The organism is Ruegeria sp. YTSC002 (assembly GCF_059609845.1).
The window spans coordinates 70,743-97,731 of record NZ_JBXWML010000009.1; the positions used below are offsets into that span (position 1 = coordinate 70,743).

Genomic DNA, 26,989 nt, shown 5'->3' on the forward strand with positions numbered 1-26,989 from the left:
AGATGAAGAAGTCACTCAAATGGCTGGCCGCAGCCACGGCGTTGACCGCCTCGGCAAGCATCGGTTCGGCTCAGACACAGGGCGTTACGGACGAAGAGATAGTCATTGGGTCCGTCAACGACCTGAGCGGCATCTTTGCCGCAGTGGGTGTTCCGGCAACCAAAGGTGCCAACGTGGTATTCGACCGCGTGAACGAAGCCGGTGGCATACACGGGCGCAAAATCCGCTATGTGGTCGAGGACAACGGCTATCAGATGCCGCGTGCGATGCAGGGCTACAACAAGCTGCTGAACCGCGACAAGGTGTTCGCCATGCTGCAATCGCTTGGCACGCCGATGAACATGGCCGGGTTCAAGCTGTTGGATCCCAAGGGTATTCCCAACGTTGCACCTCTGACCGCCGCGCGTCAGATGTTGCAGGAGCCGATGCGGAACAAGTTCACGTCTTTCTCGACCTACTATGATCAGGCGCGTATCGGTGTGAAATATCTGGCCGGCGAATTTGGATCAAAGACGGTCTGCACCATGTATCTGCCAACAGATTTCGGTGAAGAAATTCTTGAAGGCAGCAAGGCCGGCGCCGAAGAGGCCGGGATCGGTTTTGGATCTGAAACGACCCACAAGCCGGATGAGACGGATTTTGTCGGATCGCTCAGCAAGCTCAAGGAAGAAGGCTGCGATATCGTCACCATGGCGCTTGGGGTGCGTCAGGCGATCACCGTAGTTGGCACCGCCAAGAAGATGGGCCTGACGGACATGAAGTTCCTCGGCACTTCGGCCAGTTTCCTGACTGTCGTGGCACAGGTTCCGGGTGGGGTGACTGACGGGTTCTATGCGGCAGCCTCGTGGCAGGATCTGTGGGCGCGTGCAGATCAACCTGCCCCGGCGGCGTTTATCGAAGAATACAAGGCCGCCACGGGCGAAGACCCGGTTGGATTCGCCATGTTGGGCTATTCCGCCGCCGAAATGATGGTTAAAGCGCTTGAGGCCGCGGGCCCTGACCTGACGCATGACAGCTTTATCGAGGCGATGGAGTCACTGGACTATCAGGATGATCTGGTCGGCAACCATATTTCCTATGGCCCGGACGATCACCAGGGGGCGGATACGGTTTTCGTCAACGTCGTTGAAAACGGCGCGTGGAAGCTGGTTTACGAAGAATAAGATTTCCCGCAAAAACAATGCAAAAGGGCTCGCAATTGCGAGCCCTTTCTTTGTTGGGTTTTCCCGGCGAATTAACGCTTCGAGAACTGGAACGAACGGCGGGCTTTGCGCTTACCGAATTTCTTACGTTCCACAACGCGGCTGTCGCGGGTCAGGAAGCCAGCGGCTTTCAGGGCGCCGCGCAGGTTGGGATCGTACAGTTGCAGCGCTTTCGAGATGCCGTGCTTGACCGCACCGGCCTGACCGGTCAGGCCACCACCTTTGACGGTGGCGACAACGTCGAACTCGCCTTCGACACCAGCAACCTGGAACGGCTGGCGCAGGATCAGTTGCAGAACGGGACGTGCGAAATAGACGTCCTGATCCTTGCCGTTCACGGTGACCTTGCCGGAACCCGGCTTGATCCAGACGCGGGCAACAGCGTCTTTACGCTTGCCGGTGGCGTAGGAACGGCCCAGCTCGTCACGTACGGGTTCACGCACGATGACTTCTTCGGCCACGGTTTCAACGCCTGCGACGGCGCTCAGCTCTTCGAGAGTATTGATCTGATCAGCCATCGGTCATTAGCTCCGGGTGTTTTTCTTGTTCATGGACTTGACGTCCAGAACTTCGGGCGCTTGCGCCTCGTGGGGGTGCTCGGCACCGGCATAAACGCGCAGGTTGGTCATCTGCTTGCGCGACAGGCGGTTGCCCGGCAGCATGCGCTTGACCGCTTGGGTCACGACGCGTTCGGGATGTGCACCTTCCAGGATCTGCTGTTTGGTGCGCGACTTGATGCCGCCCGGGTGGCCAGTGTGCCAGTAGAAGTTCTCTTCGCGCTTCTTGCCGGTCATCTGGATCTTGTCAGCGTTGATCACGATGACGTTGTCGCCCATGTCCATGTTCGGGGTGAACGACGCTTTGTGCTTGCCACGCAGACGCATGGCGACGATCGAGGCAAGACGGCCCAGAACAACGCCCTCGGCGTCGATCAGGATCCATTTCTTGTCGATGTCTGCAGGTGTTGCAGAAAAGGTTTTCATGGCAGGATAGTCCTGTTTGATGTGAAAGACCGCCCCAAGCGAGGCGGCCCGAATTCGATGGATGCGTATCTAGACACCCACGATTGCCACGTCAAGCGACCTAATGCTAATTAAATACTCTTAAAACAATAACTTACAAAATAGGTATTATTTTACCCCATAATTCTGATGTGGAATTCTCCCAATTTCAACACTCTGATACACTAGATAGGAATTGATCGCGTCCAGCCACGGAGAGTTGCATGCAGGATTTGATGTACACAATTGAAAGCTACGTCGCCGCCTGGCAGGAAAAGTCCTCAGGAAAACGGTTTGAGTTCTTGACGCATTGTTTTGCAGAAAACGGTCGATATGTGGATCCAACAGCTGATGTTTCGGGGCGTGAGCGTTTGAATGCTCATATTGGAGAGATTCTTGAAAGCTCGAATGGGCGCGTTGAAATCACCAGCAGTCCGGTTTCGCACCACGATGTCGTTCACTTCACTTGGCATATGGTGGCGCCCGACGGCGCAATCATGGTGGCCGGGCATGATTTCATTCGATTGGACGAAGATGGAAAGATCGCTCATCTGGCCGGATTTTTTGGCGATCCGCCCCCGCTGACCTGAATGCTAGACGCTGATCTGTTCCGGTGGATTGTCCAGCAACGCGCGCAGCCTCAGCATTGCGTCTTCGAACCGTTCCAAAGAAACGTGACCATTCATGGCGATGCGTACTGCATTCGGCGCGCGCCCATCGCGCAGGGCAAATTCATCCGCTGATCTGAGTTGAATACCTTCTCGTTCGGCTGCGCGGCTGAACGCGGCAGAGCGCCACCCCGATGGCAGGTTCAGCCAGACAAAAGGCACGTCAGGAGCCCAGTTCAGATCGAACCCCCCCAGCGCATTGACGGCAATCCGGACATAGTCACCCATCCGCTTGCGCACATCCTGGGCAATTTGGCGGGTACGCGGGTCCGACAGCAGCAACCGCGTGAGTTCGGCCAGGGGTTGAGCCAAGCCAAAATACCCATATTCGGCAGATCGACGCAGATCGACACTGCGATCCTTTGGAGCAATGGCGAAACCCACGCGGAGCGCCGGTGTGAGTATCTTTGAAATGGACGACACGTGCCACCCTCGCTCGGGTGCAAGGGCGCGAAAGCTGGGTTCTTTGGCGTCCCCCATTCGATAGCAATCATCCTCAACGATCTGGACATCAAATTTCCGTGCGATCTCAACGATTTCTTTGCGTCTTTCCAAAGGCGTGTGTGTTGCGGTCGGGTTTTGAACTTCGGGTGACACGCATACCGCCTGCGCCGGGGTTTGGCGCAGAACATGTTCCATTGCTTCGGGATCGATACCCCATTTGTCCATCCGAATTCCGACCACCTCGGCGCGCATCAACTCTCCGGCACGACGGAAACCGGCGTAAGACAGGTCTTCAACCAAAACGACCGGCTTGGGCCCTTGCAGGATGGTTTGAAACACCAAGCATAGCCCATTCTGCCCCCCATGGGTCAGGACAATGTCATCATCGTTCAGTGGGCCCAGCGGAAGATCCGACAGCCAGTCAACCACAGCCTGTCGCATGGGCTGATACGCATCGCGTGTGGGGTAGTTCATGAATAATGCAGGATCGGATTGAGAGACTTTCTGCAAGCACTCGCGGATCAAGGACACCTGCCCCATATCCACCAGCCTGGGGCTGAACAGGCTGACATGGTGGGTGTTCTGCGCCTCGGCCAGATGAAGCTGCCGGGACCAGACATCATCCAGAATCGGAGATTTTGGCGGGGCTACGAATGTACCACGTCCGACCTCGGCTTGTAGCAACCCCTCATTGGTGAGAATCGTATAGGCGCGCGCGACAGTGCCGGGTGTAATTTGCAATCGATACGCCAGCTCCCGCACCGGTGGCAGTTTGGTGCCGATATCCAAAGTTTTGTTATCAATAGCTTTTCGTATTGTGTCGGCAACCAAAGTATACTTTGGCCCCTTGGACTTTGGCAGCGCGCTTGGCCAAATTGTATCCATTACAATTCTTCCTTTGCCTTTGACACAAATTCAAATGTATCAAACTTATGTACCAAGCAATACTGTTTTGTGTCAATACAATTTGAAAGGAATTCCGAGATGACACGCACAATGCACACCCCCGCCCTTCTGCTGCTGAACGACAGCCCACGGCTGCCTCTGCTCGCTGCTCTGGCCGTGCGGTTTGCGGCGGCGGTCACTCAATGGGAACGCCGCCGCCGCAGCCGCGTCAATCTGGGCTATCTGGATGACCGTCTGCTTCAGGACGTCGGGCTGACCCGCCATCAGGCTGGCCGGGAAACAAAGCGCTTTTTCTGGCAGCCCTGACTGATCCCCAGTCCCAATTTATTGGGACCTCTTCCTGGGCCGGGGCCTGTCCCCGGCCTTTTTTATCCGAAATTCGCGGCAGCAGACCCCGCCGGCGGCAGGGAATAGGTCATCGTTGCTCGCGCAACCGGAAGATCACTGCCTTCCGAGTACAAAAGCACATCCCCAACGGCCAGTGTTCTTCCCAGCTTCAACAGACGACAGGCCGCAATCATATCGGCGCCACCATCCGGTTTGCGCAGGAAATCAAAAGAACTGTTGGTGGTAACGGCCAATGACTGACGCCCTTTTCGTGCCAGAACCATCGCATAGACACTGACATCGGCAAGCCCGAACATCGACGGGCCTGACACCGTGCCTCCGGGGCGCAGGTGTTGGTCCTGAACCACAAGGCGCATGGTGATCGTGTCTTCGGTCAAGTCTTCGACGACGAAATCCTTGTGCACCTGAGGGAACACCTCTTTGAGGTATTGTGACAGTTCGTCCCGGTTCATTTCCAAAGCCATACTTCCCCTCCTGCTCTTGCCGACCTAGAGTTGGCCCAACTTGGGATCGGAGGGCAAGATGACAATTCTGGAACGTAACGACACTGGCGCGGTTGCAAGGCTTACGATGAACGCGCCGGACCGGCTGAACGCATTGAGTGACGAGATGCTGGCTGCGCTGCAAGCCGAGCTTGATGCACTGCGCGACGACAGCGCGATCCGGGCCGTGGTCCTGTCGGGGGCAGGAAAGGCGTTTTGTGCCGGGCATGATTTGAAACAGATGACGGCCGGACGCCAGTCGGAAGATGGCGGCAAGGCCTACTTTCAAGATCTCTTTTCCCGTTGCGCCCGGATGATGATGTCGATCCAATCCCTGCCGCAACCCGTTATCGCGCAAGTCCATGGCATTGCGACCGCCGCCGGGTGTCAGCTGGTTGCAACCTGCGACATGGCGGTGGCCGCGGAAGGTACACGGTTTGGCGTCAACGGGGTCAATATCGGCCTGTTCTGTTCCACGCCGATGGTGGCTCTCAGCCGCAACATCCCCAGAAAGCAGGCCTTTGAAATGCTGACCACCGGCGAGTTCATTTCAGCGGAACGCGCCGCCGACCTGGGCTTGGTAAACCGTGTCGTTCCTGAAGAGGCGCTGGAACAAGAAGCCAACGGGCTGGCGGAACTGGTCGCATCCAAGCTTGGCGTGGCCGTGAAGATCGGCAAGGAAGCGTTCTATCAACAGCTGCAAATGCCTTTGGATCAGGCTTATGCCTATACCGGAGACGCAATGGCGCAGAATATGTTGTACCGCGATACAGAAGAAGGCATTTCCGCCTTTATTGAAAAGCGCCCCCCGAATTGGACCCAATGACGCAATTGTTTTGAACATTTTTTGCCACTGTTTTCATTTTAGCACTTTCCAAAAGGGCAACTCTGTGGCAAAGCTGGGTCGAGGCTAAGGCCTCAGTACACTTTTGGGTCGCCGTGGGCGGAAGGTCCCTCCAGCTGGTCTCTCTCACCAGCGCTGACATTCCCGCAGCGGCGACCCCAAGACCCCTCCACCAGATCAATCACAAAAATACGGCAGTTGCGCCTGTCTGTGCCGTGTCCTATGTGGCTGCACATGACACAAGTTTTGCATATCGTGGGCGGTGGAATGGCCGGGTCCGAAGCGGCCTGGCAAGCCGCTGAAATGGGCGTTGACGTGATCATTCATGAAATGCGTCCCACCGTTGGCACCTTCGCACATCAGACAGGAAACCTGGCGGAAATGGTGTGTTCAAACTCATTCCGATCGGATGACGATGAACAGAATGCCGTCGGCCTGCTGCATTGGGAAATGCGGGCAGCCAATGGGTTGATCATGACCACAGCCTATGAACATCGCCTGCCGGCCGGTGGTGCGCTCGCCGTGGACCGCGACCCGTTTGCCGAAACGGTCACCGCAAAACTCCGCGCACATCCGCGTGTGACGGTAACAGACGAAGAAGTGACCACCCTTCCCGATGATGGGCAGTGGATCTTCGCGACCGGCCCTTTGACCTCACCCGCATTGGGGGAAGCCATCCGGGCTGAAACGGGATCGGACGCGCTGGCGTTCTTCGATGCGATCGCGCCCATTGTCTACGCCGACAGCATCGACATGAGCAAAGCGTGGATGCAATCCCGGTACGACAAAGGCGAGACCGAGGAAGAGCGCACGGCTTACCTGAACTGCCCGATGGACCGTGATCAATACGAGGCTTTCATCGACGCCCTTCTGGCTGCGGACAAAACCGAGTTTCACGAAGGTGAGACCGCAGGCTATTTTGATGGCTGTCTTCCGATTGAAGTCATGGCCGAACGCGGACGCGAGACCCTGCGCCACGGTCCGATGAAGCCGGTTGGGTTGACAAACCCTCATGCGCCTGACGTTAAACCTCATGCCGTTGTTCAGTTGCGGCGCGATAACGCATTGGGCACGTTGTTCAACATCGTAGGGTTCCAGACCAAGATGAAATACGGAGCCCAGACCGACGTGTTCCGCATGATCCCCGGTCTGGAAAACGCCAGCTTTGCCCGGCTGGGTGGCATCCACCGCAACACGTTCATCAACTCTCCCACCCTGCTTGATGCGCAGATGCGGTTGAAATCCAAGCCCAACATCCGCTTTGCCGGGCAGATTACGGGCGTCGAAGGCTATGTTGAAAGTGCCGCGATGGGATTGCTTGCCGGTCGCATGGCCGCCGCGGAAATACTGGGTCGTGACTTGCCCGAAGTGCCCAAGGACAGTGCAATGGGTGCGTTGATCCATCACATTACCGGCGGGGCCGAAGCCAAGACGTTTCAACCGATGAACGTAAACTTCGGCCTGTTCCGCCCCGTGGACGGTCTGAAAGGCGGGCGGCGCGGCCGGAAGGACCGGTACAAGGCCTATACCGATCGTGCCAAGACAGAATGGCAAACCTGGTTGGATCAATGCTGACTGGACGCGCGGCGTGATCTCGGCCTAGCATGCCGGGATGAGCGACAAGTTCCTGGACAGCACCTACAATCTCGACACGCCTGAAGACACTGAAACGCATTATCAGAACTGGGCCGCGACCTACGAAAAAGAGGTCGCGGAACAGGGATATGCAACCCCGGGACGGGTGGCCGCGGCTTTGTGGCAATTCCACCCTCACCCCCAAACGCCGATTCTGGACTTCGGCTGCGGAACGGGGCTTTCCGGTCTCGCCCTGCGGGCGGCGGGATTTGAGGTCATCGATGGTATCGACCCCACCCCCAAAATGCTGGAAGAGGCAGAGGCCAAGGGTGTTTACCGAACCCTGACCGGGTTTGACATCACCAAGCCAGCCCCGCTCAGGCCCGGAGCGTATTCGGTGATCACGGCCATCGGTGTCATCGGTCAGGGCGCGGCGCCGCCCGAGACATTCGACCTGTTGATGCATGCCTTGCCAAAAGGTGGGTTGTTGGCGTTTTCCCTGAACGACCATGCGCTGTCAGATCACAAATTCACCTGCCGCGTGACGGATTGGGTCGACATGGGTGCCGCACGTTTGCTATTTCGTGAATACGGGCCGCACTTGCCCGGCATCAACCTTAACTCTGACGTGTATGTATTAGAAAAAGCGTGACTTTCGTAACGCGTTTCGCGCCATCCCCAACTGGCCCGCTTCACCTTGGGCACGCCTATTCTGCGATGATCGCCAGCGACATGGCCAGATCCGAAAATGGACAGTTCTTGCTGCGCATCGAAGATATCGATCGGTCCCGCTCGCGTCCGCACTGGGAGGATCAGATCTACGATGACCTCAATTGGTTGGGGCTGACCTGGCCGGAACCGGTTCTGCGTCAATCAGATCGGCTGAGTATCTATGATCGCCCGTTGGATCGGTTGTGGAAAAAGGGTCTTCTGTATCCTTGCCTGTGCAATCGCAAAGATATTGCCGCCGCCGCAAGCGCGCCCCAGGAAGGCGCGCCCTTGCTTGGGCCAGACGGAATTATCTATCCCGGTACGTGCCGAAAAGCAAACCACGGTATAGACTTACGCCAGAAATCTCATCCAAGAGACCAAGTGTTGCGACTGGACGTTGCCAAAGCCTGTCGAACAATCCGCGATCCGGCCAGGTTCCAATTCTTAGAACTGGGCTCCGGCCCCGGTGGCGAAACAGGAACAATTGCTTTTACCCCGGATGAGATGGAAGCCAGTGTGGGCGATATCGTTCTGGCTCGCCGAGACATGGGCACGTCCTACCATTTGTCCGTCGTTCTTGACGACGCGGCCCAGGGGATCACCCGTGTGGTTCGCGGTCAGGATCTGTTCGAAGCCACCCGCATCCATGTTCTGCTTCAGGTGCTGTTGGATTTGCCTACACCCGAGTATTTCCACCACGATCTGGTCCGCGATGACGCCGGCAAACGGCTGGCGAAACGCGACGATGCGCGTGCGATAGCGAAATACCGGGCCGAAGGTGCCAGCCCGGCAGACATCCGGCACATGGTGGGGCTTTGATCTGGCTCGGTTACTCCATCGGGGCCATCAGTTCGGTCTCGGCCCCGTCCCGCACCGCAGTATAAAAGCACGTCCGGCGGTTGGTGTGACAGGCAGCACCGGTTTGACGCACCAGAACCAACAGGCAATCGCGGTCACAATCGATGCGGAAGTCCACCAGTTCCTGCACATGGCCCGAGGTTTCGCCCTTGATCCAGAAGGACTGACGCGAGCGTGACCAATAGGTCACCCTGCCCGTTTCCAGTGTCTTTTCAACGGCCTGCGCATTCATCCATGCCATCATCAGAACTTCACCCGACACCTCGTCCTGCGCAATTGCCGGAATCAGTCCCGCTTCGTTATATTTCAGAGTCGATGGATCAAACGCGACGGGGTGAGACATGACAAAAACCTTTTGCATCCGTTGGGCTGGCCACTATGTATGAGGAACACACGACGAGGGAAAGCCATGAGCGGCGAGAACGACCTGATCAAGCTGTATTCCGGACGCATTCTGGCGCTGGCGGCGGACATCCCGCATCTGGACCGGTTGGAAAACCCGGATGCAACGGTCAAGAAACGCGCGCCTCTTTGCGGCTCTACCGTGACGGTTGATCTGAAGGTTCAGGATGGTCGCGTCAGTGCCTTTGGACAGGACGTGAAGGCCTGTGCGTTGGGTCAGGCATCCGCTTCGTTGGTTGGCGACGCAATCATTGGCGCAACGCGTGCTCAGGTCGAAGCGGCGCGCGATCAGCTTGCTGCGATGTTGAAAAAGGATGGCCCCGCCCCGGATGCGCCCTTTGACGGTCTCGAGGTTCTGATGCCGGCGCGGGACTACAAGAACCGCCACGCGTCAATACTGCTGGCACTGGACGCCACTGCGGAAGCCATGGCGAAGGCGGAACAGGCCCATTGCGCCTGATTGTAGCTATTTGAGACAAACCCGTTTACCTTCCGCACAGATTTAAGGAGGGATGGGTATTGAATAATCTGCTTGAGCATTTCGTGACCCTTTGGGTCGTCATTGACCCAATTGGTACAATTCCCGTTTTCATTGCCGTCACTGCGGGGCTGGAGGCCGCCGCGCGTCGCAAGACAGCTTTGTTGGCATCGATAATAAGTGCCGGTGTTCTTTTGTTCTTCCTAGTGTTTGGGCAACTGCTGATCGAAGCGCTGGATATCGGTTTGAATTCATTTCAGGTCGCAGGCGGTATCATCCTGTTTCTGTTCGCTCTGACCATGATCTTTGGCGAAAGCAAACAGGAAATAGAACAGCGACAGGCTGAAGAAGATCAGGAAGACAAGTACCACAAGCAGAATCCCGCGATATTTCCTCTTGCCGTTCCATCTCTGGCTTCACCCGGTGCGATGCTGGCGGTCGTCATCCTGACGGACAACCATCGATACAGTGCGGTAGATCAAGGAATTACCGCGTTGGTCATGCTCTCGGTTCTGGTTGTTGCCTTTATTCTCATGCTTCTGGCGGAACCGATCATTCGCCTGATCGGCCATTCAGGAGCAGCGATCATCAGCCGTATCATGGGGATGATCCTGGCCTCGGTCGCGGTCAATTCGGTCCTGTCCGCATTGCTTGAGATTTTCAAAACCGGCCAGCTGTAAAAAAGCCGCCGCACCTTCCGGGCGAAAGGGCGGCGGCAGGCATTGCGTGTCTCGCGTGGGGTCCGGATTACCGCACGGGGCCGAGGCATGGCCCCTCAAGGGGTTTGGGACAGGCAGGTCACCCTTGACTGAAATGGGGATGACAGCGCGGTTTTTTCGGCACGAGATCGCAGGCAGAAAGGCTTAGAATCCAACCGGAAGGTGCAGGGCGACCATCAGGATCACGACCAGAGACATCACGCCCACGGCATCCTGTAGGATTGTCGATTGCGAGCGGCTGAATACAGTCTTGATCTGGGTCAGCATAGGGTCACCTCCGGTCAGAGTTTTAATCCTTTGTTGACCTTTTGTTCTCATATTTACCCGAGTCGGTAAAGAACTTTTTGAGAACATTTGTGAACTTTTTGGAACTTCCTGCCTAACCTACTGAAATCAAACGGATCGCCTGATCCTGTTTCATCAGCCACAAAACTACGCGCGCCGCGCGGCCCCGGTCCGAGGTCAGCTTGGGATCCGCATTCAGCAATGCCCGGGCATCGGATTGGGCCACGGCCATCAAGCCGGCCTGACGCTCCAGATCCGCAATCCGGAACTTCGGCAGACCGGACTGAGCGGTTCCGATCAGATCTCCGGCACCACGCATTTCCAGATCGGTTTCCGAGATACGGAACCCGTCTTCGGTTTCGCGCAGAACCTCCAACCGCTTACGTCCCCCCTCGCTGAGCGGTGGTTGATACATCAACAAACACGTCGATTCCGCATCACCACGGCCCACGCGACCGCGCAATTGATGCAGTTGGGCCAGACCAAAGATTTCGGCCCGTTCGATGACCATGATCGTGGCATTGGGCACGTTGACCCCCACTTCAATGACGGTCGTGGCCACAAGAACCTTGGTGGCCCCATTCTGGAATGCAGACATTGCCGCGTCTTTTTCGGCCGGCGGCATCTGCCCATGAACCAGCCCGACCACACCTTCGCCCAATATGGCACGCAAGCGTTTGAATCGTTCTTCAGCGGCCGTCAGGTCCGAAACCTCTGATTCATCGACCAAGGGGCAGACCCAATAGCACTGCCGCCCCTCATCGATCGCGCGACGCAGGTGGGATACGACCTCGTCCATGCGCTGCGTGCTGACTATCGCCGTCTTGATCGGTTTGCGCCCCGGCGGCTTTTCGTCCAGCACCGACACATCCATGTCGCCATATTGCGCCAGCGCCAGACTGCGTGGAATAGGTGTGGCGGTCATCACCAATACATCCGCGCCCTGCCCTTTTTCCGACAGCTCCATCCTCTGACGCACGCCAAACCGATGCTGTTCATCAACTATGGCCAAGCGCAGCGCTTTGAATTCAACATCACTCTGAAACACGGCATGGGTGCCGACCAGAATTTGGATATTGCCATTTTTCAAAGCCTCAAGCTTGGCGCGCCGCTCTGCGCCCTTGTCACGCCCGGTGAGCAGTTCCAGCACCACTCCGGCCTCTTCCGCCAGCGGGCGCAACCCTTCCAGATGTTGGCGAGCAAGGATCTCGGTCGGGGCCATCATCACGCCCTGTCCGCCTGCCTCGACCGCGATCAGAAGGGCCATGAAGGCCACCAATGTCTTGCCGGCCCCCACGTCACCCTGCAACAATCGGTTCATGCGGGCGTCCGATGCCATATCGGCCGCGATTTCCTCGATCGCGCGGCTTTGCGCGCTGGTCGGACGATAAGGAAGACTGGCCAACACCCTGGATTGCAACGCGCCTGTCCCTACGCTGACGACACCACGGGATTTCCGCTCTCGCTGACGCGCCAGAGCCAACGTCATCTGATGCGCGAACAGCTCGTCATAGGCCAGACGCTGACGCGCGGGCGCAAACGCTGAGACATCATCAGCCCCTTGAGGATTGTGACCGGCTCGAATTGCCGAAATCCAATCCGGCCAGTTTTGCTGTGCCATCTGCGCAGGGTCGATCCATTCCGCCAGCTCAGGCGCACGCGCCAACGCGCTGCGGCTGACCTTGAACGCCGTTTTCTGGGTCAACCCATGTGTCAGATGGTATACCGGTTCAAATTCCGGAATCTCACCGGCTTGCTCGACCGGCAACATATGATCCGGATGCACCATCTGAGCCATGCCGTCGAACAGCTCCAGTTTGCCCGAGATCAAACGGCGCGCGCCCTGAGGCAGCACTTTCTTCAGATAATCCCCGCGCGCGTGAAAGAACACCAGCTGAAAATCGGCCTGACTGTCTTCGACATGTACGCGGTAAGCGCCCCCCTTGTTGCGCGGCGGCCTGTGTGGGCCGACCGTTACTTCGACGGTCAACGTGGCGGGCAGATCGACGCCCTGAATGGTCTCTCGCCGACGTCGGTCGACGACGGCATAGGGCAAGCCGAACAGAACGTCGCGTGGGCTCTCAACGCCGGCCTGTTCCAGGACTTGCGCGGTTTTGGGGCCAACGCCCTCGAGTGTTTCCAGCCCCGCAAACAGCGGGAACAGCTGTTCCGGCCTCCCGCTCATGCGCCTTCGATCAGCTGCAACCAGCCATCCTCATCCAGGGTTTCGATACCCAGCTCTGCCGCTTTCCTGGCTTTCGAACCTGCACCGGGCCCGGCGACCAGAATATCGGTTTTCTTGCTGACGGAACCGGAAACCTTCGCACCCAACGCCTCGGCCCGGGCCTTGGCCTCGGCGCGGGTCATCTTTTCCAACGTCCCGGTGAACACAACCGTCTTGCCAGCCACCGGGCTGTCTGATGCCGGTGCATCAGGTGCGATTATTTTCAATTCCTTGCGCAACGTGTCGAACGCGCGCCTCTCTTCCACGTTCGAAAACGCATCGGAGAGAGACAGACCCAGCGTTGCGCCGATCCCGTCAATTCCGATCAATTCCGACCAGGCGGCATTGGCATCCGGCGGAACACACGCCGCAGCGATGGCAGCATCCCGCGCTTCCTTGACACGCGCCCGACGACCTTCTGCCAGCGCGGCCGCCCGTTCGGCATCTTCCGCCGCATCCGCTTTCCGCTGCGCCAGAGCTGCCGGGCGCGCGGTGTCCAGGGCTTGTGTCAGGGTCTCCCAATCGCGGTAATACAGCGCCAGATCGCGTGCTCCGACTTCACCTACATGTCGAATACCCAAAGCAAACAACAGGCGCGCAAACGGAATGGTCCGCTTTTCGTCGATCGCGGCAAACAGATTTCTGGCCGAGGTTTCCCCCCACCCATCCCGGTTTTTCAGCCGAGCCAGATTGGCCCTGTCACGCTGTTCCAATGTAAAGATATCCGCCGGAGTCTTTATCGGAAGGATCGGATCATCATAGAACATCTCGATCTGTTTCGCGCCAAGGCCTTCAATGTCAAACGCTTTGCGCGAGACGAAATGTTTCAGTTTTTCAACGGCCTGCGCGGGGCAAATCAAGCCACCGGTGCAGCGGCGGACCGCATCGCCTTCTTCGCGGATCGCCTCGCTTTGACATTCCGGACACCGTGTCGGAAAGACAAATGGCTGCGACCCAGGCGGGCGTTTGGACAGATCAACATCTGACAGTTTCGGAATCACATCCCCGGCGCGGTATACCTGAACCCAGTCACCGACACGTATATCCTTGCCATCGCGGATCGTGCCGCCCTTGGCATCACGTCCCGCGATATAGTCTTCGTTGTGCAATGTAGCGTTGGACACGACGACACCACCCACAGTCACTGGATGCAACCGGGCAACCGGGCTAAGCGCGCCTGTGCGACCGACCTGAATGTCGATCGCCTCCAGCCTCGTCCAGGCCAGTTCGGCCGGAAACTTGTGTGCGATCGCCCATCGCGGTGTGGTTGAGCGAAACCCCAAACGCGCCTGAAGCGACAGATCATTCACCTTGTAGACAACCCCGTCGATGTCATAGCCCAAGGTGGAACGTTGCGCTTCGATATCCCGGTAATGCTCCAACATCTCGTGCGTCGTTGCGCACAGACGGGTCAGCGGATTCGTCGAAAAACCAAGTGATTTAAGCCGCTCGATCGCCCCCATCTGCGAGTCGGACAATGGTTCCGAAACCTCTCCCCAGGCGTAAGCAAAGAAACGCAGTGGGCGCGAGCGCGTGATTTCCGGATCCAGTTGCCGCAAAGACCCCGCCGCCGCGTTTCTTGGATTGGCAAAGGGTTTGCCGCCTCGCTCGGCCTGCCGCGCGTTCAACGCCTCGAAATCCGCATGAGACATGTAAACCTCACCCCTGACTTCCAAAACCTCGGGCGCGTTTTGCAGGTGTTGCGGGATATCGGATACCGTGCGGGCATTGGCCGTTACATTTTCACCGACTTCACCATCTCCACGCGTCGCAGCCTGAACAAGCTGTCCGTTTTCATACCGCAATGACAGGGACAGGCCATCAATCTTGGGTTCGGCCGTGTAGGCAAGGCTTTCCCCAGAGCCAAGGCCCAGGTATTTCCGGATCGATCTGTCGAAATCTGCCACGTCCTCATCATCGAAAGCGTTGCCCAGCGACATCATGCGCACGGCGTGCGTGACTTTCGAAAAACCATCAGCAGGCTTTGCACCCACTTGATCCGTCGGGCTGTCGGGACGTTTGAGATGAGGGAAGCGCGCTTCTATCTCGGCATTGCTGCGTTTGAGAGCATCATAGTCGGCATCCGACATGTCAGGCGCGTCAGCCGTGTGATACAGCGTGTTCGCTTTCGACAATAGTTCGGCCAGACGTGCAAGTTCGGCACGTGCCTCATCTTCTGTCAGCTCGGATATGGAAATCGGTTTACTCATGGCCTCGCCCTGTCACGCGTACTTGGACCTCAGTGATAGGGCGAGGCCATGGCCAGGTCCAGACGTGCTGAGCCGTGAGTGCAATGTGCCGCCCTGGACCACCGGCGGCACTGGTGTTTCAAATCAGAGACCGACTGCCATCCGTGTTTCGTCCAGCGTGTTGCTTTGCGGATCTCGCAGCACATAGCCACGGCCCCAGACGGTTTCGATATAGTTCTCACCGCCGGTCGCATTGCTGAGCTTTTTGCGCAGTTTGCAGATGAACACATCGATAATTTTCAGCTCGGGTTCATCCATGCCGCCATAGAGGTGATTCAGAAACATTTCCTTGGTCAGAGTCGTCCCCTTGCGCAGGCTGAGCAGCTCGAGCATCTGGTATTCCTTGCCGGTCAAATGAACGGTCTTGCCATCCACTTCCACGGTTTTTGCATCAAGGTTCACCGCAATACGCCCTGTATGAATGATCGACTGCGAATGCCCTTTGGAACGGCGGATAATGGCATGGATGCGCGCCACCAGTTCTTCGCGATGGAAGGGCTTGGTCAGATAATCATCCGCACCAAATCCAAAGCCTTTGATCTTGCTTTCAGTATCATCAGCGCCGGACAGAATCAGAATCGGCGTTTCCACCCTTGCGATCCGCAACTGGCGCAGAACCTCATGCCCGTTCATGTCCGGCAGGTTCAGATCCAGCAAGATCAGGTCGTAATCATAGAGTTTCGCCAGATCGATTCCTTCTTCGCCAAGATCCGTCGCATAGACGTTCAGGTTCGCATGCGTCAGCATCAATTCGATGCTTTTGGACGTGGTCGGATCATCCTCGACTAGAAGTATGCGCATTTTTCACTGCTCCAATTCGGGTCAATAATTCCAATTGAAATTAAACCTGATCAAGAATGGTTAATCTGACGTTACCGTTGAATCATTTATTCACGCTCTCCTTTAGGTTGTCGATACTTTTTTAGCGCCGTCGCTTTCAACGCCTCGACGCCGTGTTCCGCGACCAAGGAAACCCAACCGTTGAATTCTTCGTCGCTCAGGCCGTATTTCTTTTTTGCGTCAGACAGGCTGATCAGCCCGTAAAGCACGCCGCGCACGACAAGAATTTTGCGTGACGCCACCCATCGCCTTGTGTTCGCCGGCGGTAAATCCGCATGCGTCAAAATGGATCCATCCGGCAGAGCAACAGACCTTGGCCCTTCAACTTTGTGCAAATACATCGCTTTACCCTTCTTGCTGCACCAAAGCTGACCTCAGCCTACTTAAAGTCGCGTGAAACCGCCCCTTGAGAGTGTGTAGAATTTTCTTATATTCTGCCGGTCTTTCTTAACCCGGACTGGAATCTGCAATGGCCCTCGATACCGAGACCCCGCTGAACTCGCTTGGCTTTGCCAAACCGCCCTCGGAAACGCGGGTCGTTGTGGCGATGTCGGGAGGCGTCGACAGTTCCGTTGTCGCGGCCTATCTGGCCGATCAGGGCTATGATGTGGTCGGTGTGACGTTGCAGCTTTATGACCACGGCGCGGCGTTGGCCAAGAAAGGTGCCTGTTGCGCTGGAATCGATATTCATGATGCGCGCCGCGTGGCGGAAGAGCGTGGATTTCCACATTACGTTCTGGATTACGAGAACATCTTCAAGGATGCCGTGATCGACGAGTTCGCAGACAGCTATCTGGCAGGCGCAACGCCGGTTCCCTGCATCCGCTGCAACGAGCGCGTGAAATTCAAGGATCTTCTGGAAACCGCCAAGGATCTCGAGGCAGACTGCATGGCTACCGGCCACTACATTCAGCGCAAGATGGGCGCCAACGGTCCGGAACTGCACAGCGCCGAAGACGCCAATCGCGATCAGTCCTATTTCCTGTTCTCGACCACACCCGAGCAACTGAACTTCCTGCGTTTCCCGCTGGGCCACCTGCCGTCAAAAGACGCAACCCGTGAGATGGCGGCGCAGTATGGGCTGTCCGTGGCGGACAAGCCCGACAGTCAGGATATCTGCTTCGTACCTGACGGCAACTATGCCAGCGTCATCGAAAAACTGCGCCCCGGAGCTGCGGAACCCGGCGAGATCGTTCACGCCGATGGCCGCGTTCTGGCGCAGCACAACGGTGTAATCCACTATACGATCGGGCAGCGTCGCGGTCTTGGCATCGGCGGCCTCAGCGAGCCGCTTTACGTCGTCAAACTGGACGTCGACAAAAAGCAGGTCGTTGTCGGCCCGAAAGAAATGCTGGCAACGCGCGTCGTTCCGGTGCGCGAGATCAACTGGCTGGGCGATGAACCCTTCACGTCACGCGATGAATGGCACCTGTCCGTCAAGGTCCGCTCGACCCGCCCGCCGCGCGAGGCGATCATTCGGCCGCTGTCGGACACCACGGCCGAGGTCGAACTGCTGACCCCCGAGGAAGGTATCTCGCCAGGGCAGGCCTGTGTGTTTTACGCGAACGAGGGCAGCCGCGTATTCGGCGGCGGCTGGATCTGGCGCGGGTATTAAGCTGAAACCGGTTTGACCTCGGGTTCGATCTGAATCTGCAATGCATCGTTGAACCGATTGAACGCACCGCACAAGGCGATGCGCCAGGTCAGTTCGACGATCTGAGCATCCGTGAACCATTCCCTCAGCTCCGCCACTTCGGCATCCCGCATACGGCCCGACCGGATCGTCACGGCTTTGGCATAGCGGACAACCGCCTTGTCACAGGCATCCAGTTCCAGATGATCCTCGACGTCTGGCAGACGCGCCGCACCTTCGGGGCTGAGACCCGCCACCGTCAGCAGCGGTGTGTGATGCGAGACGCAATAATCGCAGGCATTCAGTTTCGAAACCGTCACCATAGCCAGCTCCAACGCACGGCGCGGCAGGTTCTCCTGCTCTCGCAAGGTTGTCAGCATTCCCATGACATGGTTCAGAACCGGAGGGCAATACGCCGCAACGCGGGCCCAGTTGTCAAACGGACCATACGCGCCCAATGCTGCGTGGGATGCGCGCGCGTCGGCGGTCATGTCCTGATCCGACAAAGGGGGAATGCGGGTCATGTCGAAAGCTCCTTTTCTGGGTCACGATACTTTGGACCTGCGCCCCAGCAACAGACCTTGCAGGTCACATATGCGAGACGAAGCGCTCTCTTTGCCGGGTCACAACATATCGGTGGGAGAGTTGAAGAGAATATAGAGCCCGACGCAGACCATGATGTATGGCGCAATCCGATCTAGCCGGGCAACGCGTGGGCCAAGGCTTTTGGCGTGGGGCGCCCCCCATGCCGCAACAACAACCAGCAAGGCGGCTGCGCTGGCCGCACCGATCAACGCAACAACCCGATAGGACGGCGCCGAGTCGGCAAGCAGAGGGGTCATTACCGCAAAACTGTCTATCGAGAGGCTCAGGAAAAGCGTCACCACCGAAGTCACCGCCCCTTTTGACTCCGCACCTTCGGTGTCCGCCTCACGAAACTGATGCCAGATTCCGCGCAAGCCAAACACCAGCGGGACAAGGCCAAGATAGCCGATCCAAAACGGAAGGCCGCTCTGGTTCAGGCCCACGGCCACGGTCATGGCCAGGGAAAGTACGATCGTCTGAGCGACGGCAAAGCCCACGATCGCACGGCGCTGTTCCATCACCAGAATCAAGCCCAACAAGACAGCCAGATTGTCCAGATTGGTAGAGATCATCGCGATCCCCGCAGAGACTGCAAACAGCGCGTGATCAAGCATTGCTTGGCTGCATTCTGTTCAAAACCGCCCGCGCCGCGCGCAAGCCGGGTGCTTCGCCCCCACGCCCCAACCTGTCCATGGTCAGGTTCATGGCATGCTGTTGCGCATCGGGTGCGTCGGCTACCTTTCGCAAGGCTTCGGCGATTTTTTGAGGCTGACAATCATCCAGCAGGCATTCCGGCACGGCGCGTGTTTCCGAAACCAGATTGACCAGTGTAACGGTGTCCAGCTTGACCATCCGTTCCGCCATTTTCTGCGTTAGCCAGTTGAGTTTGTATGCAATTACCATCGGCGTATTCTGCGCCGCAAGTTCCAGCGAAACCGTTCCCGAAGCAGCAAGGGCAAGATCTGCGGCGCCAAAGGCTGCTCGTTTGTCGGCCATGGCTTGCTCTGCACCCACCTTGCGGGGGTCCAGCACCACGGGGGTGCCTGGCCATTCTGGTACCAGGTCATTTATCAGATCGGTTGTCGCACCTACGGTCGGGATCACCACGCGGTAATTCGGGTGGTCATCGAAAAACAACCGCAACGCGCCGCCGAAAGACTCTGCCAGACGTTCGATCTCACCCCGCCGAGACCCGGGCAAGGCCAGCAGGATCGGCGCATTGCCCAGATCAAAGCGGTGGCGAAAGGCGGCAATCTCGTCAGGCGTGGCAATCGGTTCGCCTACCACAGGATGGCCGACAAAGTCGCATTCCATCCCTGCCCGCTCCATGTACGCAGGTTCAAAAGGAAGAAGCGCCAGCACATGGTCGATGACCTTTGCCATCTTATCTGCACGCCCGGGGCGCCAGGCCCAGACGCTGGGGGCAACATAATGCACGGTTCGGATGTTGCTGTTGGCTTTTACGATTTTGGCGACGCGCAAGCTGAAATCCGGGCTGTCTATGGTGATTAGAACATCCGGTTTCGTGTCCAGCACCGCCTGTGCCGTCTCGGATATCCGCCGTTTCAGGTGAAAAAACTTCGGCAGCACTTCGACAAGCCCCATGACCGAGAGTTCGGACATCGGGAACCGGCTGCGCAGGCCCTGCGCTTGCATCAGCTGGCCTCCCACACCGTCGAATTCAACCTCAGGCACCAGGGTTTTCAACCCCTCCATCAGCGCGCCGCCCAACCGGTCGCCCGAAGGTTCACCGGCGACCAGAAAGACACGCATCAGACCGCCCGCTCGCGAATATAGAGAAACAGACCCAGACGGTTGCATTCAGCGATGACACGCTCTTTTTCCAGAACCAGTACACCGCCTTTTTCCAAAACGATCCCGGACAAACCTGCCGCAACCGCGTCGGCAACGGTTTCCGGCCCGATGGCGGGCAAATCTGCGCGCCGATCCTGATCGGGTTTGGGGCCTTTGAACAGAATGCCCCCGCCAGCGTCGGGGCGTTGGGTCAGGGATTGCAGCATCCACGCAGTACCGAACACCCCCTCGATGGCCAGCGCCTGCCCTTTGGACACGGCACAGGCCTGCCCCGTATCCGCCGCCCCCATTGCCCGAAGAATCCCGGCGGCGCGGTCAGCGTCGGCCATGTCAGCGTCCGAGGGCTGAGCCTCGGTCAGACATCCCACAGGCGGCAACAAACCGGGCGCGATCTCATGCGCGGCCCTGAGGCTGAGGCCGGCCCCTTCAAGAATTCCGATCACCGCGCGCAAAGCTCCGTCATCCCCGGACAGGATGGCCTTTTGGATGATCGGAACCAATGGCAGCGTCGCGGCGTCGATGCGCGAGGGGTCGATTGGCGGGCGCCGAACAGCGCCGGCCAGACAGATATCGGTCACGCCCCGAGCCTTCAGGTCAGCGATGAAACTGCCCAGCTGTTCCAGAGGAAACACGACATCTGCGCTCAGGGTGTCCGGCAGAAACCCCTCCATCGCGCAGATCAAAGGGCGTTCTGCCAACTGCGCAACAACTTCGGTTGGCAGCGCCCCGGTTCCCGCAATCAACGCAAGCATGACCCTATTTCCTCGGGGTCAGGAAGGATCGGTCACTGTGACCGGTGACGAAATCCACGATCTGCTGCACATAGTCGCTTTCGTTGCCTTCACCGATCCGGCTGGCGCGATCCATAAAGGTGCCTTCGCCGTCGGACAATTCCTTGAAGGCCGCACGCAGCGCCGAGATATCTTCACGCGATACTCCCTTGCGCTTGAGACCGACGAGGTTCAAGCCATCCAGCTCACCCCTCGACGCCTGTACCAGGCCGTAAGGAATAACATCTTTCGGCACCATGGTCAGCGCGCCAATAATGGCCCCGCGTCCAACGCGCACCCATTGATGCAACCCCGAAATGCCACCGACGATCACGTCGTCTTCGACGATACAATGCCCGGCGGCGCCGGCATGGTTGACCATGATCACTCTGTTGCCGATCTGAACGTCATGGGCCACGTGAACACCCGCCATCAACAGGCAATCATCACCGATCCGCGTGACCCCTCCGCCGCCGTCGGTACCGGTATTGATTGTCACATGCTCGCGAATGCGGTTGCGTTTGCCAATCTCAAGCCGGGTGTTTTCGCCGCTGAATTTCAGATCCTGAGGGATCTCACCAATCACCGAGAAATGGAACACGACGGTATCGTCGCCGATCGAGGTGTCGCCCGTCACGACCACATGCGATTTCAACTCGACCCGATCGCCCAGTTTCACCTGTGGGCCCACGTGGCAGAAGGGACCGATGATACAATCCTGTCCAATCTGCGCGCCATCTTCAATAATTGCGCTGGGATGGACTCCGTTCATGTTGTTTTTTCCATATCCCAGTCGACATAGGCCGAGAATTCCGCCTCGGCGGCGACTTCGCCTTCGACAGTTGCGCGGCCGCTGAATTTGAACAGCTTTCCGCCTTTTTTCCCACGCACGGTTTCCACATGCATTTCCAGCACATCACCGGGCACGACCTTGCGGCGGAATTTGCACTTGTCGATGCTCATGAAGTAAATCAACAGTTCGGTGTCGATGACGTCCATTCCCACACCCAGCATCACACCGGCGGTCTGCGCCATTGCCTCGACAATCGTGACACCCGGCATGATCGGCGTACCGGGGAAATGCCCCTGAAAATGCGGTTCGTTCATGGTGACATTCTTGATTCCGCGCGCCGACTGATAGCCCGAAATATCTACCACCTTGTCGACAAGCAAAAACGGATAGCGGTGCGGCAGAATCCTCTGGATCAGCTGAATGTCTGCGCTTTTGGTTTCTGTGCTCATGGTGCAGATATCCCGTTTTGGATGTTTCTTTTTTTGCGTGGTTAGCAATACAGCACTGCAAGGGCAAGCGAACCTATTCGCCCTGCCCCTCTTGCAAATCGCTTCCATCACCAATCGCGGCGTTTATTCGGAGGATCGCGGCTTCGGTGATGTCGGACGTGCTGACGACGACATTGGATCGCTCGATCATCACGCTGGCCCCAATTTCGCGCAACAGATCGACAAGTACGGGGCGCACGATCTCGGAAAAGGTCTGCTGGGCTTCTTCGCTGCGACGGGCGAGAACGTCCAGCTTTGCCCTTTGCCCCTCGCGATGGGACTGAACCTTGAGATCAAACGCCTCGGCCAGGGGGCGGAACTCGTCGGCCGTCATGATGGCGCGCTGCTCGGTGAGTTCCTTTTCTTCGCGGCTCAGTTCCGCAACAATCCGTTGGTTTTCTTCGGCCAGTAACGCGCTTTCCTTTTCGATTTCGCGCAAAACGCGCTGTCCGAAGGCAGACTTGGCAAACAGCTCTTCACTGGACAGGGTGACCACACTGGCTTGAGGCACACCAAGCTGCTGAGCAGCTGCCAAAGGCGCCAGGACCATCGTCAAAAATGCACACAGGGCCCAAAGCGGGCCCCGTGTTCTGCCAAGCAATCTGTTCAGCATCGCGGATCAGAACCGGGCCTGGATCGTAAAGTCAAAGTTCTGCTCCTTGTCGAAAGATTCTTTCTTGAGAGGCTGCGAAAAGTTGAACTGCAACGGCCCGAACGGAGTTTCCCACAGCACCGAAATGCCGATCACGTGGCGGATCGATCCGTTTGCACCGACAATAGTTGAACCTGCCGTATTGACGTTGTCGATGTTGTAGAGGTTGCCGACATCATAGAACAGGCCACCACGCAGCCCCAGTTCCTCGGGCAGTCCTAGCGGGAAATCGGTTTCGAACCGAGCAACCCAGTAATAGTTGCCCCCGATTGCGTCATCCTGACCGTTGGACAGGTCACGCGGTCCGATACCCGCTGGTTCGAAACCCCGGAAGGTATTGGGCCCCAGCACGAACCGGTCCACAGTGCGGCTGAAATCGTTTCCGCGCCAGTGCAGAGCGCCCAGCTCCATCGTTGCCCGAAGCACCACCTCTTCGTTCCATACTCGGGTTTGCGCGATACCACGCGCCGTGGTCTTGAAGTATTTGTTGTCCCCACCAAGTCCGGCGGCATCAACGCCAATCTCGAACAGAAAGCCGGTATTGGGGTCCAGACCGCCGAGACGGCTGTCATAAATGTAAGACAGTCCCAAAGAGCTGGACGTCCGTTTGCCCTGCGCGATTTCAGAAGCAATCACCGCACCGTTAACTTCGTTGTCCTGCTGCGTCATCTCGCTGCGGTCCCAGCGATAACGGAGCCGCAACGCCGACAATTCACCAATCGCATAGGTCAGCTGTGGTGCAAAGAAAAGACTGCTTGTGTCGTAACTTGCAAACCCGGAATTGGTGGCCGACAGCCCCAGACCAATGTCAAAGCGCAGCTTGCGGCCCAGCAGGTAAGGCTCGGTGAAGCTGAGCGTGTATTGTTCCGAGTCCTGCGCGGTCGAGATCGACACACCGAGGTTCTGGCCACGACCCAGGAAGTTGGATTCGTTCAGACCGACCGCAATCCCGAAACCGTCCGTAACCGAGTAGCTGCCGCCAAGGCTCAGCGAGCCTGTGGGTTGTTCTTCAACGTCCACATCCAGAATGACCTGGCTGGGCGACGATCCTTCGCGCGGTTCGACTTCCGCGACAGCGAAGAAACCCAGGGCATTGATGCGCTCGGCGGCCTGACGGATTTCGCGGGGATTGAACGGGTCTCCTTCGACGGTGTCGAACTGACGGCGGATCACCCTGTCAAGGGTGGTTGTGTTGCCTTCAATATCGATCCGCTCGACAAAGATCCGAGGACCTTTTGTCAGGACAAATTCGATATCCAAAGTCAGATCGCGGTCATTGCGTGTGACACGTGGTTCCACCCGAAGGAAATCCACGCCTTGTTTCAGACCCAGACGTTCCTGGCGTGTAATGGAGTTTTCAACCAGAGACGGTGTATAGGTTACGCCGGGCTTGATCTTCAACGCGTCCTGATAAGGGGCCGGATCCACGCCCGGAATCTCACTGACGGTCGTGATCTTACCGAACGAGAATTTCTGGCCTTCGGTTACATTCATCACCAGGAAAAACGCATCCCGTTCACGGGTAAATTCGACGTTGGCGCTGTTCACGCGGAAGTCGACATAGCCTCGTGACAGGTAGAAGTCCCGGATGACCTGCTTGTCGAACTCGATACGATCGCCGATGAACGTGTCGTTCCGGAAGAACGTCCGCAGAAACGTTGCCTGCTTGGTTTCCAGAACGCGGCGCAAGCGTCGGTCGGAAAAGGCACGGTTGCCGACAAAGCTGACACGTTCCACCTCGATGGTCGTGCCTTCGGCCACTTCAAAAACCAGATCAACCCGGTTGTCGCTGCGGCGGATAATCCGAGGGATCACGGTCGCGGCAACACGGCCTTGGGCTGAATACACTTCAGCAATCATATCGGCGTCAGACTCGGCCACCTGCGGGGTAAAGACGCGGCGCGGCTGAGATTCGATGACGTCCAGCAGAACGTCGTCCTTGACACGGGCGTTGCCCTCGATGCTGATCTGGTTGATCGTCGGATATTCCTGAACCGTGATGACCAGCGTAGACCCCCGCGGCGTCAGTTCGACTGTTTCAAATACACCACTGTCAAGCAAACGCTGATAGGCATCATTGAGCTGGCCCGCAGTTACGGTCTGGCCAGGTTCGATTCCCGTTCGGGCGATGATCGTACCGGTTTCAATCCGGCGATTGCCCTCAACATCAAACGAATTGATCGTATAATTTTGCGCCTGTGCTGCATGCGGAAAAGTCATTAAGCTTGCAGCAACAAAAAGGAAAAGAACCGCTAGCGCCTGCCACAAAATATTGTTTGTTGGCATTTGCTGCCCGCAGGATGTGCCCGCCCCTCGCCTGTCAGTCATTTTATGCTCTACCCAGAATTTAAGACTTTAATGCTGAGTAGCGGGATTGAATGAGCTTGTCAAAAGGCGAAATCGAAGCAACCGCGCAGACTGCCAGTCAATTTGTCGACGTTGATTTCAGCAAGAATCACATGGCCGCCAGATAGGCGGCACCTGCCATAGCCAAAGCCGTTACCGCAAAGCTCAGCAGAACATCCCAATTCAACACGAACAGGAAGCTAAAGCTCTGATACGATTTTTTCAGCGTTTTGGTCATGGCTTTTCCCTCAGACGCAAAGAGAATAGCGCCCAATTAAGGCGATAATGCGGCTCAATTTTGCACCGAGCGCCACAATCAGCAGAACAGATCGTTGCTTACTGAAAACAGCATGAGGGTGAGGATTATCGTGATCCCTAGCCCCATGAGCACCCGCAAGGCCCCGTCACTGGGTGGTTTCCCTGCAATGGCTTCATAGGCGTAGAACACGAGATGCCCGCCATCCAATGCCGGGATCGGAAACAGGTTCAGCAATCCGACCGCCGTCGACAGAACCGCGATGAAGAAAATGAAGTTCTGCGCCCCCTGGCTGGCCATTGCCCCCGAGGTTTCGGCGATTCCGATCGGCCCCGAGATGTTGCAGGTGCTGATTGCACCCGTCACCATGTGCCACATGCCCGACAGCGACCCTTCGATAATGCGACCCGTCTGCCTGACACCGCCGGTCAGTGAATCCAGAATACCAGCCGGTTCAGTTGCCGGCTCCAACATCATGCCCCCGATGATCCCAATCCGCCAATGGGTGACGAAACCGCCTTCCGGCTGAGGTTCATCCGTGCGTCGGGGGGCCAATGCGAATTCCAGCTCGGATCCATCCCGCCAGACGTCCAACAGCAGAACCCGGCCGTCGGACCCCTCGACAAAATCCTTCAGCTGCTCGAAGGCAAAGATCGGTTCCCCGTTCACCGCCGTAATGACATCGCCTTGTTTCAGTTGAATATCCATCGCCGCGCTGCGTGGGGCCACTTGGCGGATCAGGGGTGGAAACATCCATGGTGCTTGAACATCCAGGGTTTCACCGTCCCGGATCACCGTGTAGTCCAGAACCGGTTCCACGGGCAGCGCCTCGATAAAGTCCTGCCAGGCCCCCTCTTCATCATAGTCAGGTGTCGGAATACCGGCGATGGCCGTGATCACGTCACCTTCTCTCAGTTCCTGCACGGTGCCGGGCAAAGGTTGCAACGATCCGACTGTCAGCGGCTCTTTCGATACGCCGTGGGACCAGAAGATCAGGCCGAAAACCAGAATGGACATTGCAAAATTGAAAACAGGCCCGGCCGCGACCGTGGCGGCACGCGCCCACAAAGGGGCGCCGTGCATGGTGCGGCGCAGCTCTTCCGGGCTTTGGGTTGCGATGCCTTCCATCGCCTCTTCATCCTTGCCGGATGCGGCATTGGCATCGCCCAGGAACTTTACATAGCCCCCAAACGGCAGCAACGCGATCTGCCATCTGGTTCCCCGCTTGTCGATACGGCTCCACAGAACCGGGCCAAACCCGATCGAGAAGACCTCGGCATGGATACCGGACCAGCGCCCCACAATGTAATGTCCGTATTCGTGCACCGCGACGATGACCGACAACGCGATGACAAACGCAACTATCGTCCACAGAAGGTTGCCAAATTGGGGGATTAGCGAAAGTACGTCCAAAA

General features: G+C 57.5%; 30 protein-coding genes. 10 read left to right on the top strand and 20 right to left on the bottom strand.

Features of this window, described 5'->3' with window-relative positions:
* Positions 1-2: 2 nt before the first annotated feature.
* Complete coding sequence (locus AC2FFD_RS16410) at positions 3-1,163, top strand: ABC transporter substrate-binding protein (RefSeq protein ID WP_496873574.1); 1,161 nt, start codon at positions 3-5, stop codon at positions 1,161-1,163.
* A 71-nt stretch (positions 1,164-1,234) separates the two neighbouring features.
* Here the strand turns inward: AC2FFD_RS16410 and rpsI are convergent, their stop codons facing one another.
* Positions 1,235-1,720 (bottom strand): 30S ribosomal protein S9, encoded by a 486-nt coding sequence (gene rpsI / locus AC2FFD_RS16415; RefSeq protein WP_152457951.1) that lies wholly within the window; start codon positions 1,718-1,720, stop codon positions 1,235-1,237.
* A 6-nt stretch (positions 1,721-1,726) separates the two neighbouring features.
* Entirely contained in the window at positions 1,727-2,185 is a 459-nt protein-coding gene (gene rplM, locus AC2FFD_RS16420; RefSeq protein ID WP_152457950.1) for a 50S ribosomal protein L13, read from the bottom strand.
* Between the two features lie 242 nt (positions 2,186-2,427).
* Here rplM and AC2FFD_RS16425 point away from each other — a divergent pair, with 242 nt between their 5' ends.
* Entirely contained in the window at positions 2,428-2,793 is a 366-nt protein-coding gene (locus tag AC2FFD_RS16425; RefSeq protein WP_496873575.1) for a nuclear transport factor 2 family protein, read from the top strand.
* Between the two features lie 3 nt (positions 2,794-2,796).
* Here the strand turns inward: AC2FFD_RS16425 and AC2FFD_RS16430 are convergent, their stop codons facing one another.
* Positions 2,797-4,200, bottom strand: a complete 1,404-nt coding sequence (locus AC2FFD_RS16430; protein WP_496873576.1) for an aminotransferase-like domain-containing protein — start codon at positions 4,198-4,200, stop codon at positions 2,797-2,799.
* Positions 4,201-4,299: 99 nt separating this feature from the next.
* On the opposite strand from AC2FFD_RS16430, the gene AC2FFD_RS16435 reads away from it, so the two are divergent.
* On the top strand, positions 4,300-4,527 hold the full coding sequence (locus AC2FFD_RS16435) for a DUF1127 domain-containing protein (protein ID WP_117868993.1): 228 nt from the start codon (positions 4,300-4,302) through the stop codon (positions 4,525-4,527).
* A 62-nt stretch (positions 4,528-4,589) separates the two neighbouring features.
* Here AC2FFD_RS16435 and AC2FFD_RS16440 read toward each other — a convergent pair whose 3' ends face one another.
* Complete coding sequence (locus tag AC2FFD_RS16440) at positions 4,590-5,033, bottom strand: PaaI family thioesterase (RefSeq protein WP_170344338.1); 444 nt, start codon at positions 5,031-5,033, stop codon at positions 4,590-4,592.
* Between the two features lie 58 nt (positions 5,034-5,091).
* Between AC2FFD_RS16440 and AC2FFD_RS16445 the strand changes: the two genes are divergently transcribed.
* The 4 genes from AC2FFD_RS16445 to gluQRS all read left to right on the top strand — a co-directional run bounded on the left by AC2FFD_RS16445 (position 5,092) and on the right by gluQRS (position 9,000).
* Positions 5,092-5,877: an enoyl-CoA hydratase gene (locus AC2FFD_RS16445; protein WP_170344339.1), complete on the top strand. Its 786-nt coding sequence runs from the start codon at positions 5,092-5,094 to the stop codon at positions 5,875-5,877.
* A gap of 252 nt (positions 5,878-6,129) precedes the next feature.
* Positions 6,130-7,470 carry a methylenetetrahydrofolate--tRNA-(uracil(54)-C(5))-methyltransferase (FADH(2)-oxidizing) TrmFO gene (gene trmFO, locus AC2FFD_RS16450; protein ID WP_496873577.1) on the top strand — a complete coding sequence of 447 codons (1,341 nt, stop codon included), beginning with the start codon at positions 6,130-6,132 and terminating at the stop codon, positions 7,468-7,470.
* A gap of 37 nt (positions 7,471-7,507) precedes the next feature.
* Positions 7,508-8,122, top strand: a complete 615-nt coding sequence (locus tag AC2FFD_RS16455) for a class I SAM-dependent DNA methyltransferase (RefSeq protein ID WP_496873578.1) — start codon at positions 7,508-7,510, stop codon at positions 8,120-8,122.
* Positions 8,119-9,000 (top strand): tRNA glutamyl-Q(34) synthetase GluQRS, encoded by an 882-nt coding sequence (gene gluQRS, locus AC2FFD_RS16460; protein WP_496873579.1) that lies wholly within the window; start codon positions 8,119-8,121, stop codon positions 8,998-9,000. Before AC2FFD_RS16455 ends, gluQRS begins: the two co-directional genes overlap by 4 nt.
* 10 nt (positions 9,001-9,010) lie before the next feature.
* On the opposite strand, the gene hisI is transcribed toward gluQRS, so the two are convergent.
* Entirely contained in the window at positions 9,011-9,400 is a 390-nt protein-coding gene (gene hisI / locus AC2FFD_RS16465; protein ID WP_425078239.1) for a phosphoribosyl-AMP cyclohydrolase, read from the bottom strand.
* A gap of 48 nt (positions 9,401-9,448) precedes the next feature.
* Between hisI and AC2FFD_RS16470 the strand changes: the two genes are divergently transcribed.
* A complete protein-coding gene (locus tag AC2FFD_RS16470) occupies positions 9,449-9,901 on the top strand; it encodes an iron-sulfur cluster assembly scaffold protein (protein WP_425078238.1) in 453 nt (150 codons plus the stop codon).
* Positions 9,902-9,960: 59 nt separating this feature from the next.
* Complete coding sequence (locus tag AC2FFD_RS16475) at positions 9,961-10,599, top strand: MarC family protein (protein ID WP_170344345.1); 639 nt, start codon at positions 9,961-9,963, stop codon at positions 10,597-10,599.
* 183 nt (positions 10,600-10,782) lie between these two features.
* Here AC2FFD_RS16475 and AC2FFD_RS16480 read toward each other — a convergent pair whose 3' ends face one another.
* From AC2FFD_RS16480 to sciP, 5 genes are all read right to left on the bottom strand, one after another.
* Positions 10,783-10,905, bottom strand: a complete 123-nt coding sequence (locus tag AC2FFD_RS16480; protein WP_256367496.1) for a hypothetical protein — start codon at positions 10,903-10,905, stop codon at positions 10,783-10,785.
* Positions 10,906-11,017: 112 nt separating this feature from the next.
* Positions 11,018-13,108 carry an ATP-dependent DNA helicase RecG gene (recG, locus tag AC2FFD_RS16485; RefSeq protein WP_496873580.1) on the bottom strand — a complete coding sequence of 697 codons (2,091 nt, stop codon included), beginning with the start codon at positions 13,106-13,108 and terminating at the stop codon, positions 11,018-11,020.
* On the bottom strand, positions 13,105-15,357 hold the full coding sequence (gene ligA / locus AC2FFD_RS16490) for an NAD-dependent DNA ligase LigA (protein ID WP_496873581.1): 2,253 nt from the start codon (positions 15,355-15,357) through the stop codon (positions 13,105-13,107). Before ligA ends, recG begins: the two co-directional genes overlap by 4 nt.
* Before the next feature lie 123 nt (positions 15,358-15,480).
* A complete protein-coding gene (ctrA, locus tag AC2FFD_RS16495) occupies positions 15,481-16,197 on the bottom strand; it encodes a response regulator transcription factor CtrA (RefSeq protein ID WP_152457936.1) in 717 nt (238 codons plus the stop codon).
* Positions 16,198-16,283: 86 nt separating this feature from the next.
* Positions 16,284-16,577 (bottom strand): CtrA inhibitor SciP, encoded by a 294-nt coding sequence (sciP, locus tag AC2FFD_RS16500; protein ID WP_170344350.1) that lies wholly within the window; start codon positions 16,575-16,577, stop codon positions 16,284-16,286.
* 128 nt (positions 16,578-16,705) lie between these two features.
* On the opposite strand from sciP, the gene mnmA reads away from it, so the two are divergent.
* The gene (gene mnmA, locus AC2FFD_RS16505; protein WP_170344352.1) at positions 16,706-17,851 is read left to right on the top strand and encodes a tRNA 2-thiouridine(34) synthase MnmA; all 1,146 of its coding nucleotides are present in this window, start codon (positions 16,706-16,708) and stop codon (positions 17,849-17,851) included.
* Here mnmA and AC2FFD_RS16510 read toward each other — a convergent pair.
* The 10 genes from AC2FFD_RS16510 to rseP all read right to left on the bottom strand — a co-directional run bounded on the left by AC2FFD_RS16510 (position 17,848) and on the right by rseP (position 26,987).
* The gene (locus AC2FFD_RS16510; RefSeq protein ID WP_496873582.1) at positions 17,848-18,393 is read right to left on the bottom strand and encodes a carboxymuconolactone decarboxylase family protein; all 546 of its coding nucleotides are present in this window, start codon (positions 18,391-18,393) and stop codon (positions 17,848-17,850) included. The two genes, mnmA and AC2FFD_RS16510, sit on opposite strands and share 4 nt — an antisense overlap.
* A gap of 99 nt (positions 18,394-18,492) precedes the next feature.
* The gene (locus tag AC2FFD_RS16515) at positions 18,493-19,068 is read right to left on the bottom strand and encodes a hypothetical protein (RefSeq protein ID WP_152457932.1); all 576 of its coding nucleotides are present in this window, start codon (positions 19,066-19,068) and stop codon (positions 18,493-18,495) included.
* Positions 19,061-20,227, bottom strand: coding sequence for a lipid-A-disaccharide synthase (gene lpxB, locus AC2FFD_RS16520; RefSeq protein ID WP_496873583.1), 1,167 nt, complete (start codon positions 20,225-20,227; stop codon positions 19,061-19,063). The genes AC2FFD_RS16515 and lpxB overlap by 8 nt, the downstream gene beginning before the upstream one ends.
* Positions 20,227-21,021, bottom strand: a complete 795-nt coding sequence (locus tag AC2FFD_RS16525) for an LpxI family protein (protein WP_496873584.1) — start codon at positions 21,019-21,021, stop codon at positions 20,227-20,229. The genes lpxB and AC2FFD_RS16525 overlap by 1 nt, the downstream gene beginning before the upstream one ends.
* A gap of 4 nt (positions 21,022-21,025) precedes the next feature.
* Entirely contained in the window at positions 21,026-21,811 is a 786-nt protein-coding gene (gene lpxA / locus AC2FFD_RS16530; protein ID WP_496873585.1) for an acyl-ACP--UDP-N-acetylglucosamine O-acyltransferase, read from the bottom strand.
* On the bottom strand, positions 21,808-22,281 hold the full coding sequence (gene fabZ / locus AC2FFD_RS16535; protein ID WP_152457928.1) for a 3-hydroxyacyl-ACP dehydratase FabZ: 474 nt from the start codon (positions 22,279-22,281) through the stop codon (positions 21,808-21,810). The genes lpxA and fabZ overlap by 4 nt, the downstream gene beginning before the upstream one ends.
* Positions 22,282-22,354: 73 nt before the next feature.
* On the bottom strand, positions 22,355-22,870 hold the full coding sequence (locus AC2FFD_RS16540; RefSeq protein WP_496873618.1) for an OmpH/Skp family outer membrane protein: 516 nt from the start codon (positions 22,868-22,870) through the stop codon (positions 22,355-22,357).
* A 69-nt stretch (positions 22,871-22,939) separates the two neighbouring features.
* On the bottom strand, positions 22,940-25,192 hold the full coding sequence (bamA, locus tag AC2FFD_RS16545) for an outer membrane protein assembly factor BamA (RefSeq protein WP_496873586.1): 2,253 nt from the start codon (positions 25,190-25,192) through the stop codon (positions 22,940-22,942).
* Between the two features lie 235 nt (positions 25,193-25,427).
* Positions 25,428-25,556: a hypothetical protein gene (locus tag AC2FFD_RS16550; RefSeq protein WP_256367495.1), complete on the bottom strand. Its 129-nt coding sequence runs from the start codon at positions 25,554-25,556 to the stop codon at positions 25,428-25,430.
* Between the two features lie 78 nt (positions 25,557-25,634).
* Positions 25,635-26,987: an RIP metalloprotease RseP gene (gene rseP, locus AC2FFD_RS16555; RefSeq protein WP_496873587.1), complete on the bottom strand. Its 1,353-nt coding sequence runs from the start codon at positions 26,985-26,987 to the stop codon at positions 25,635-25,637.
* Between the last annotated feature and the right edge of the window lie 2 nt (positions 26,988-26,989).

Coding starts and splice junctions, on each gene's coding strand:
- AC2FFD_RS16410 (WP_496873574.1), top strand. CDS start 3: ATGAAGAAGTCACTCAAATGGCTGGCCGCAGCCACGGCGTTGACCGCC.
- rpsI (WP_152457951.1), bottom strand. CDS start 1,720: ATGGCTGATCAGATCAATACTCTCGAAGAGCTGAGCGCCGTCGCAGGC.
- rplM (WP_152457950.1), bottom strand. CDS start 2,185: ATGAAAACCTTTTCTGCAACACCTGCAGACATCGACAAGAAATGGATC.
- AC2FFD_RS16425 (WP_496873575.1), top strand. CDS start 2,428: ATGCAGGATTTGATGTACACAATTGAAAGCTACGTCGCCGCCTGGCAG.
- AC2FFD_RS16430 (WP_496873576.1), bottom strand. CDS start 4,200: ATGGATACAATTTGGCCAAGCGCGCTGCCAAAGTCCAAGGGGCCAAAG.
- AC2FFD_RS16435 (WP_117868993.1), top strand. CDS start 4,300: ATGACACGCACAATGCACACCCCCGCCCTTCTGCTGCTGAACGACAGC.
- AC2FFD_RS16440 (WP_170344338.1), bottom strand. CDS start 5,033: ATGGCTTTGGAAATGAACCGGGACGAACTGTCACAATACCTCAAAGAG.
- AC2FFD_RS16445 (WP_170344339.1), top strand. CDS start 5,092: ATGACAATTCTGGAACGTAACGACACTGGCGCGGTTGCAAGGCTTACG.
- trmFO (WP_496873577.1), top strand. CDS start 6,130: ATGACACAAGTTTTGCATATCGTGGGCGGTGGAATGGCCGGGTCCGAA.
- AC2FFD_RS16455 (WP_496873578.1), top strand. CDS start 7,508: ATGAGCGACAAGTTCCTGGACAGCACCTACAATCTCGACACGCCTGAA.
- hisI (WP_425078239.1), bottom strand. CDS start 9,400: ATGCAAAAGGTTTTTGTCATGTCTCACCCCGTCGCGTTTGATCCATCG.
- AC2FFD_RS16470 (WP_425078238.1), top strand. CDS start 9,449: ATGAGCGGCGAGAACGACCTGATCAAGCTGTATTCCGGACGCATTCTG.
- AC2FFD_RS16480 (WP_256367496.1), bottom strand. CDS start 10,905: ATGCTGACCCAGATCAAGACTGTATTCAGCCGCTCGCAATCGACAATC.
- recG (WP_496873580.1), bottom strand. CDS start 13,108: ATGAGCGGGAGGCCGGAACAGCTGTTCCCGCTGTTTGCGGGGCTGGAA.
- ligA (WP_496873581.1), bottom strand. CDS start 15,357: ATGAGTAAACCGATTTCCATATCCGAGCTGACAGAAGATGAGGCACGT.
- ctrA (WP_152457936.1), bottom strand. CDS start 16,197: ATGCGCATACTTCTAGTCGAGGATGATCCGACCACGTCCAAAAGCATC.
- sciP (WP_170344350.1), bottom strand. CDS start 16,577: ATGTATTTGCACAAAGTTGAAGGGCCAAGGTCTGTTGCTCTGCCGGAT.
- mnmA (WP_170344352.1), top strand. CDS start 16,706: ATGGCCCTCGATACCGAGACCCCGCTGAACTCGCTTGGCTTTGCCAAA.
- AC2FFD_RS16510 (WP_496873582.1), bottom strand. CDS start 18,393: ATGACCCGCATTCCCCCTTTGTCGGATCAGGACATGACCGCCGACGCG.
- AC2FFD_RS16515 (WP_152457932.1), bottom strand. CDS start 19,068: ATGCTTGATCACGCGCTGTTTGCAGTCTCTGCGGGGATCGCGATGATC.
- lpxB (WP_496873583.1), bottom strand. CDS start 20,227: ATGCGTGTCTTTCTGGTCGCCGGTGAACCTTCGGGCGACCGGTTGGGC.
- AC2FFD_RS16525 (WP_496873584.1), bottom strand. CDS start 21,021: ATGCTTGCGTTGATTGCGGGAACCGGGGCGCTGCCAACCGAAGTTGTT.
- lpxA (WP_496873585.1), bottom strand. CDS start 21,811: ATGAACGGAGTCCATCCCAGCGCAATTATTGAAGATGGCGCGCAGATT.
- fabZ (WP_152457928.1), bottom strand. CDS start 22,281: ATGAGCACAGAAACCAAAAGCGCAGACATTCAGCTGATCCAGAGGATT.
- AC2FFD_RS16540 (WP_496873618.1), bottom strand. CDS start 22,870: ATGGTCCTGGCGCCTTTGGCAGCTGCTCAGCAGCTTGGTGTGCCTCAA.
- bamA (WP_496873586.1), bottom strand. CDS start 25,192: ATGACTTTTCCGCATGCAGCACAGGCGCAAAATTATACGATCAATTCG.
- AC2FFD_RS16550 (WP_256367495.1), bottom strand. CDS start 25,556: ATGACCAAAACGCTGAAAAAATCGTATCAGAGCTTTAGCTTCCTGTTC.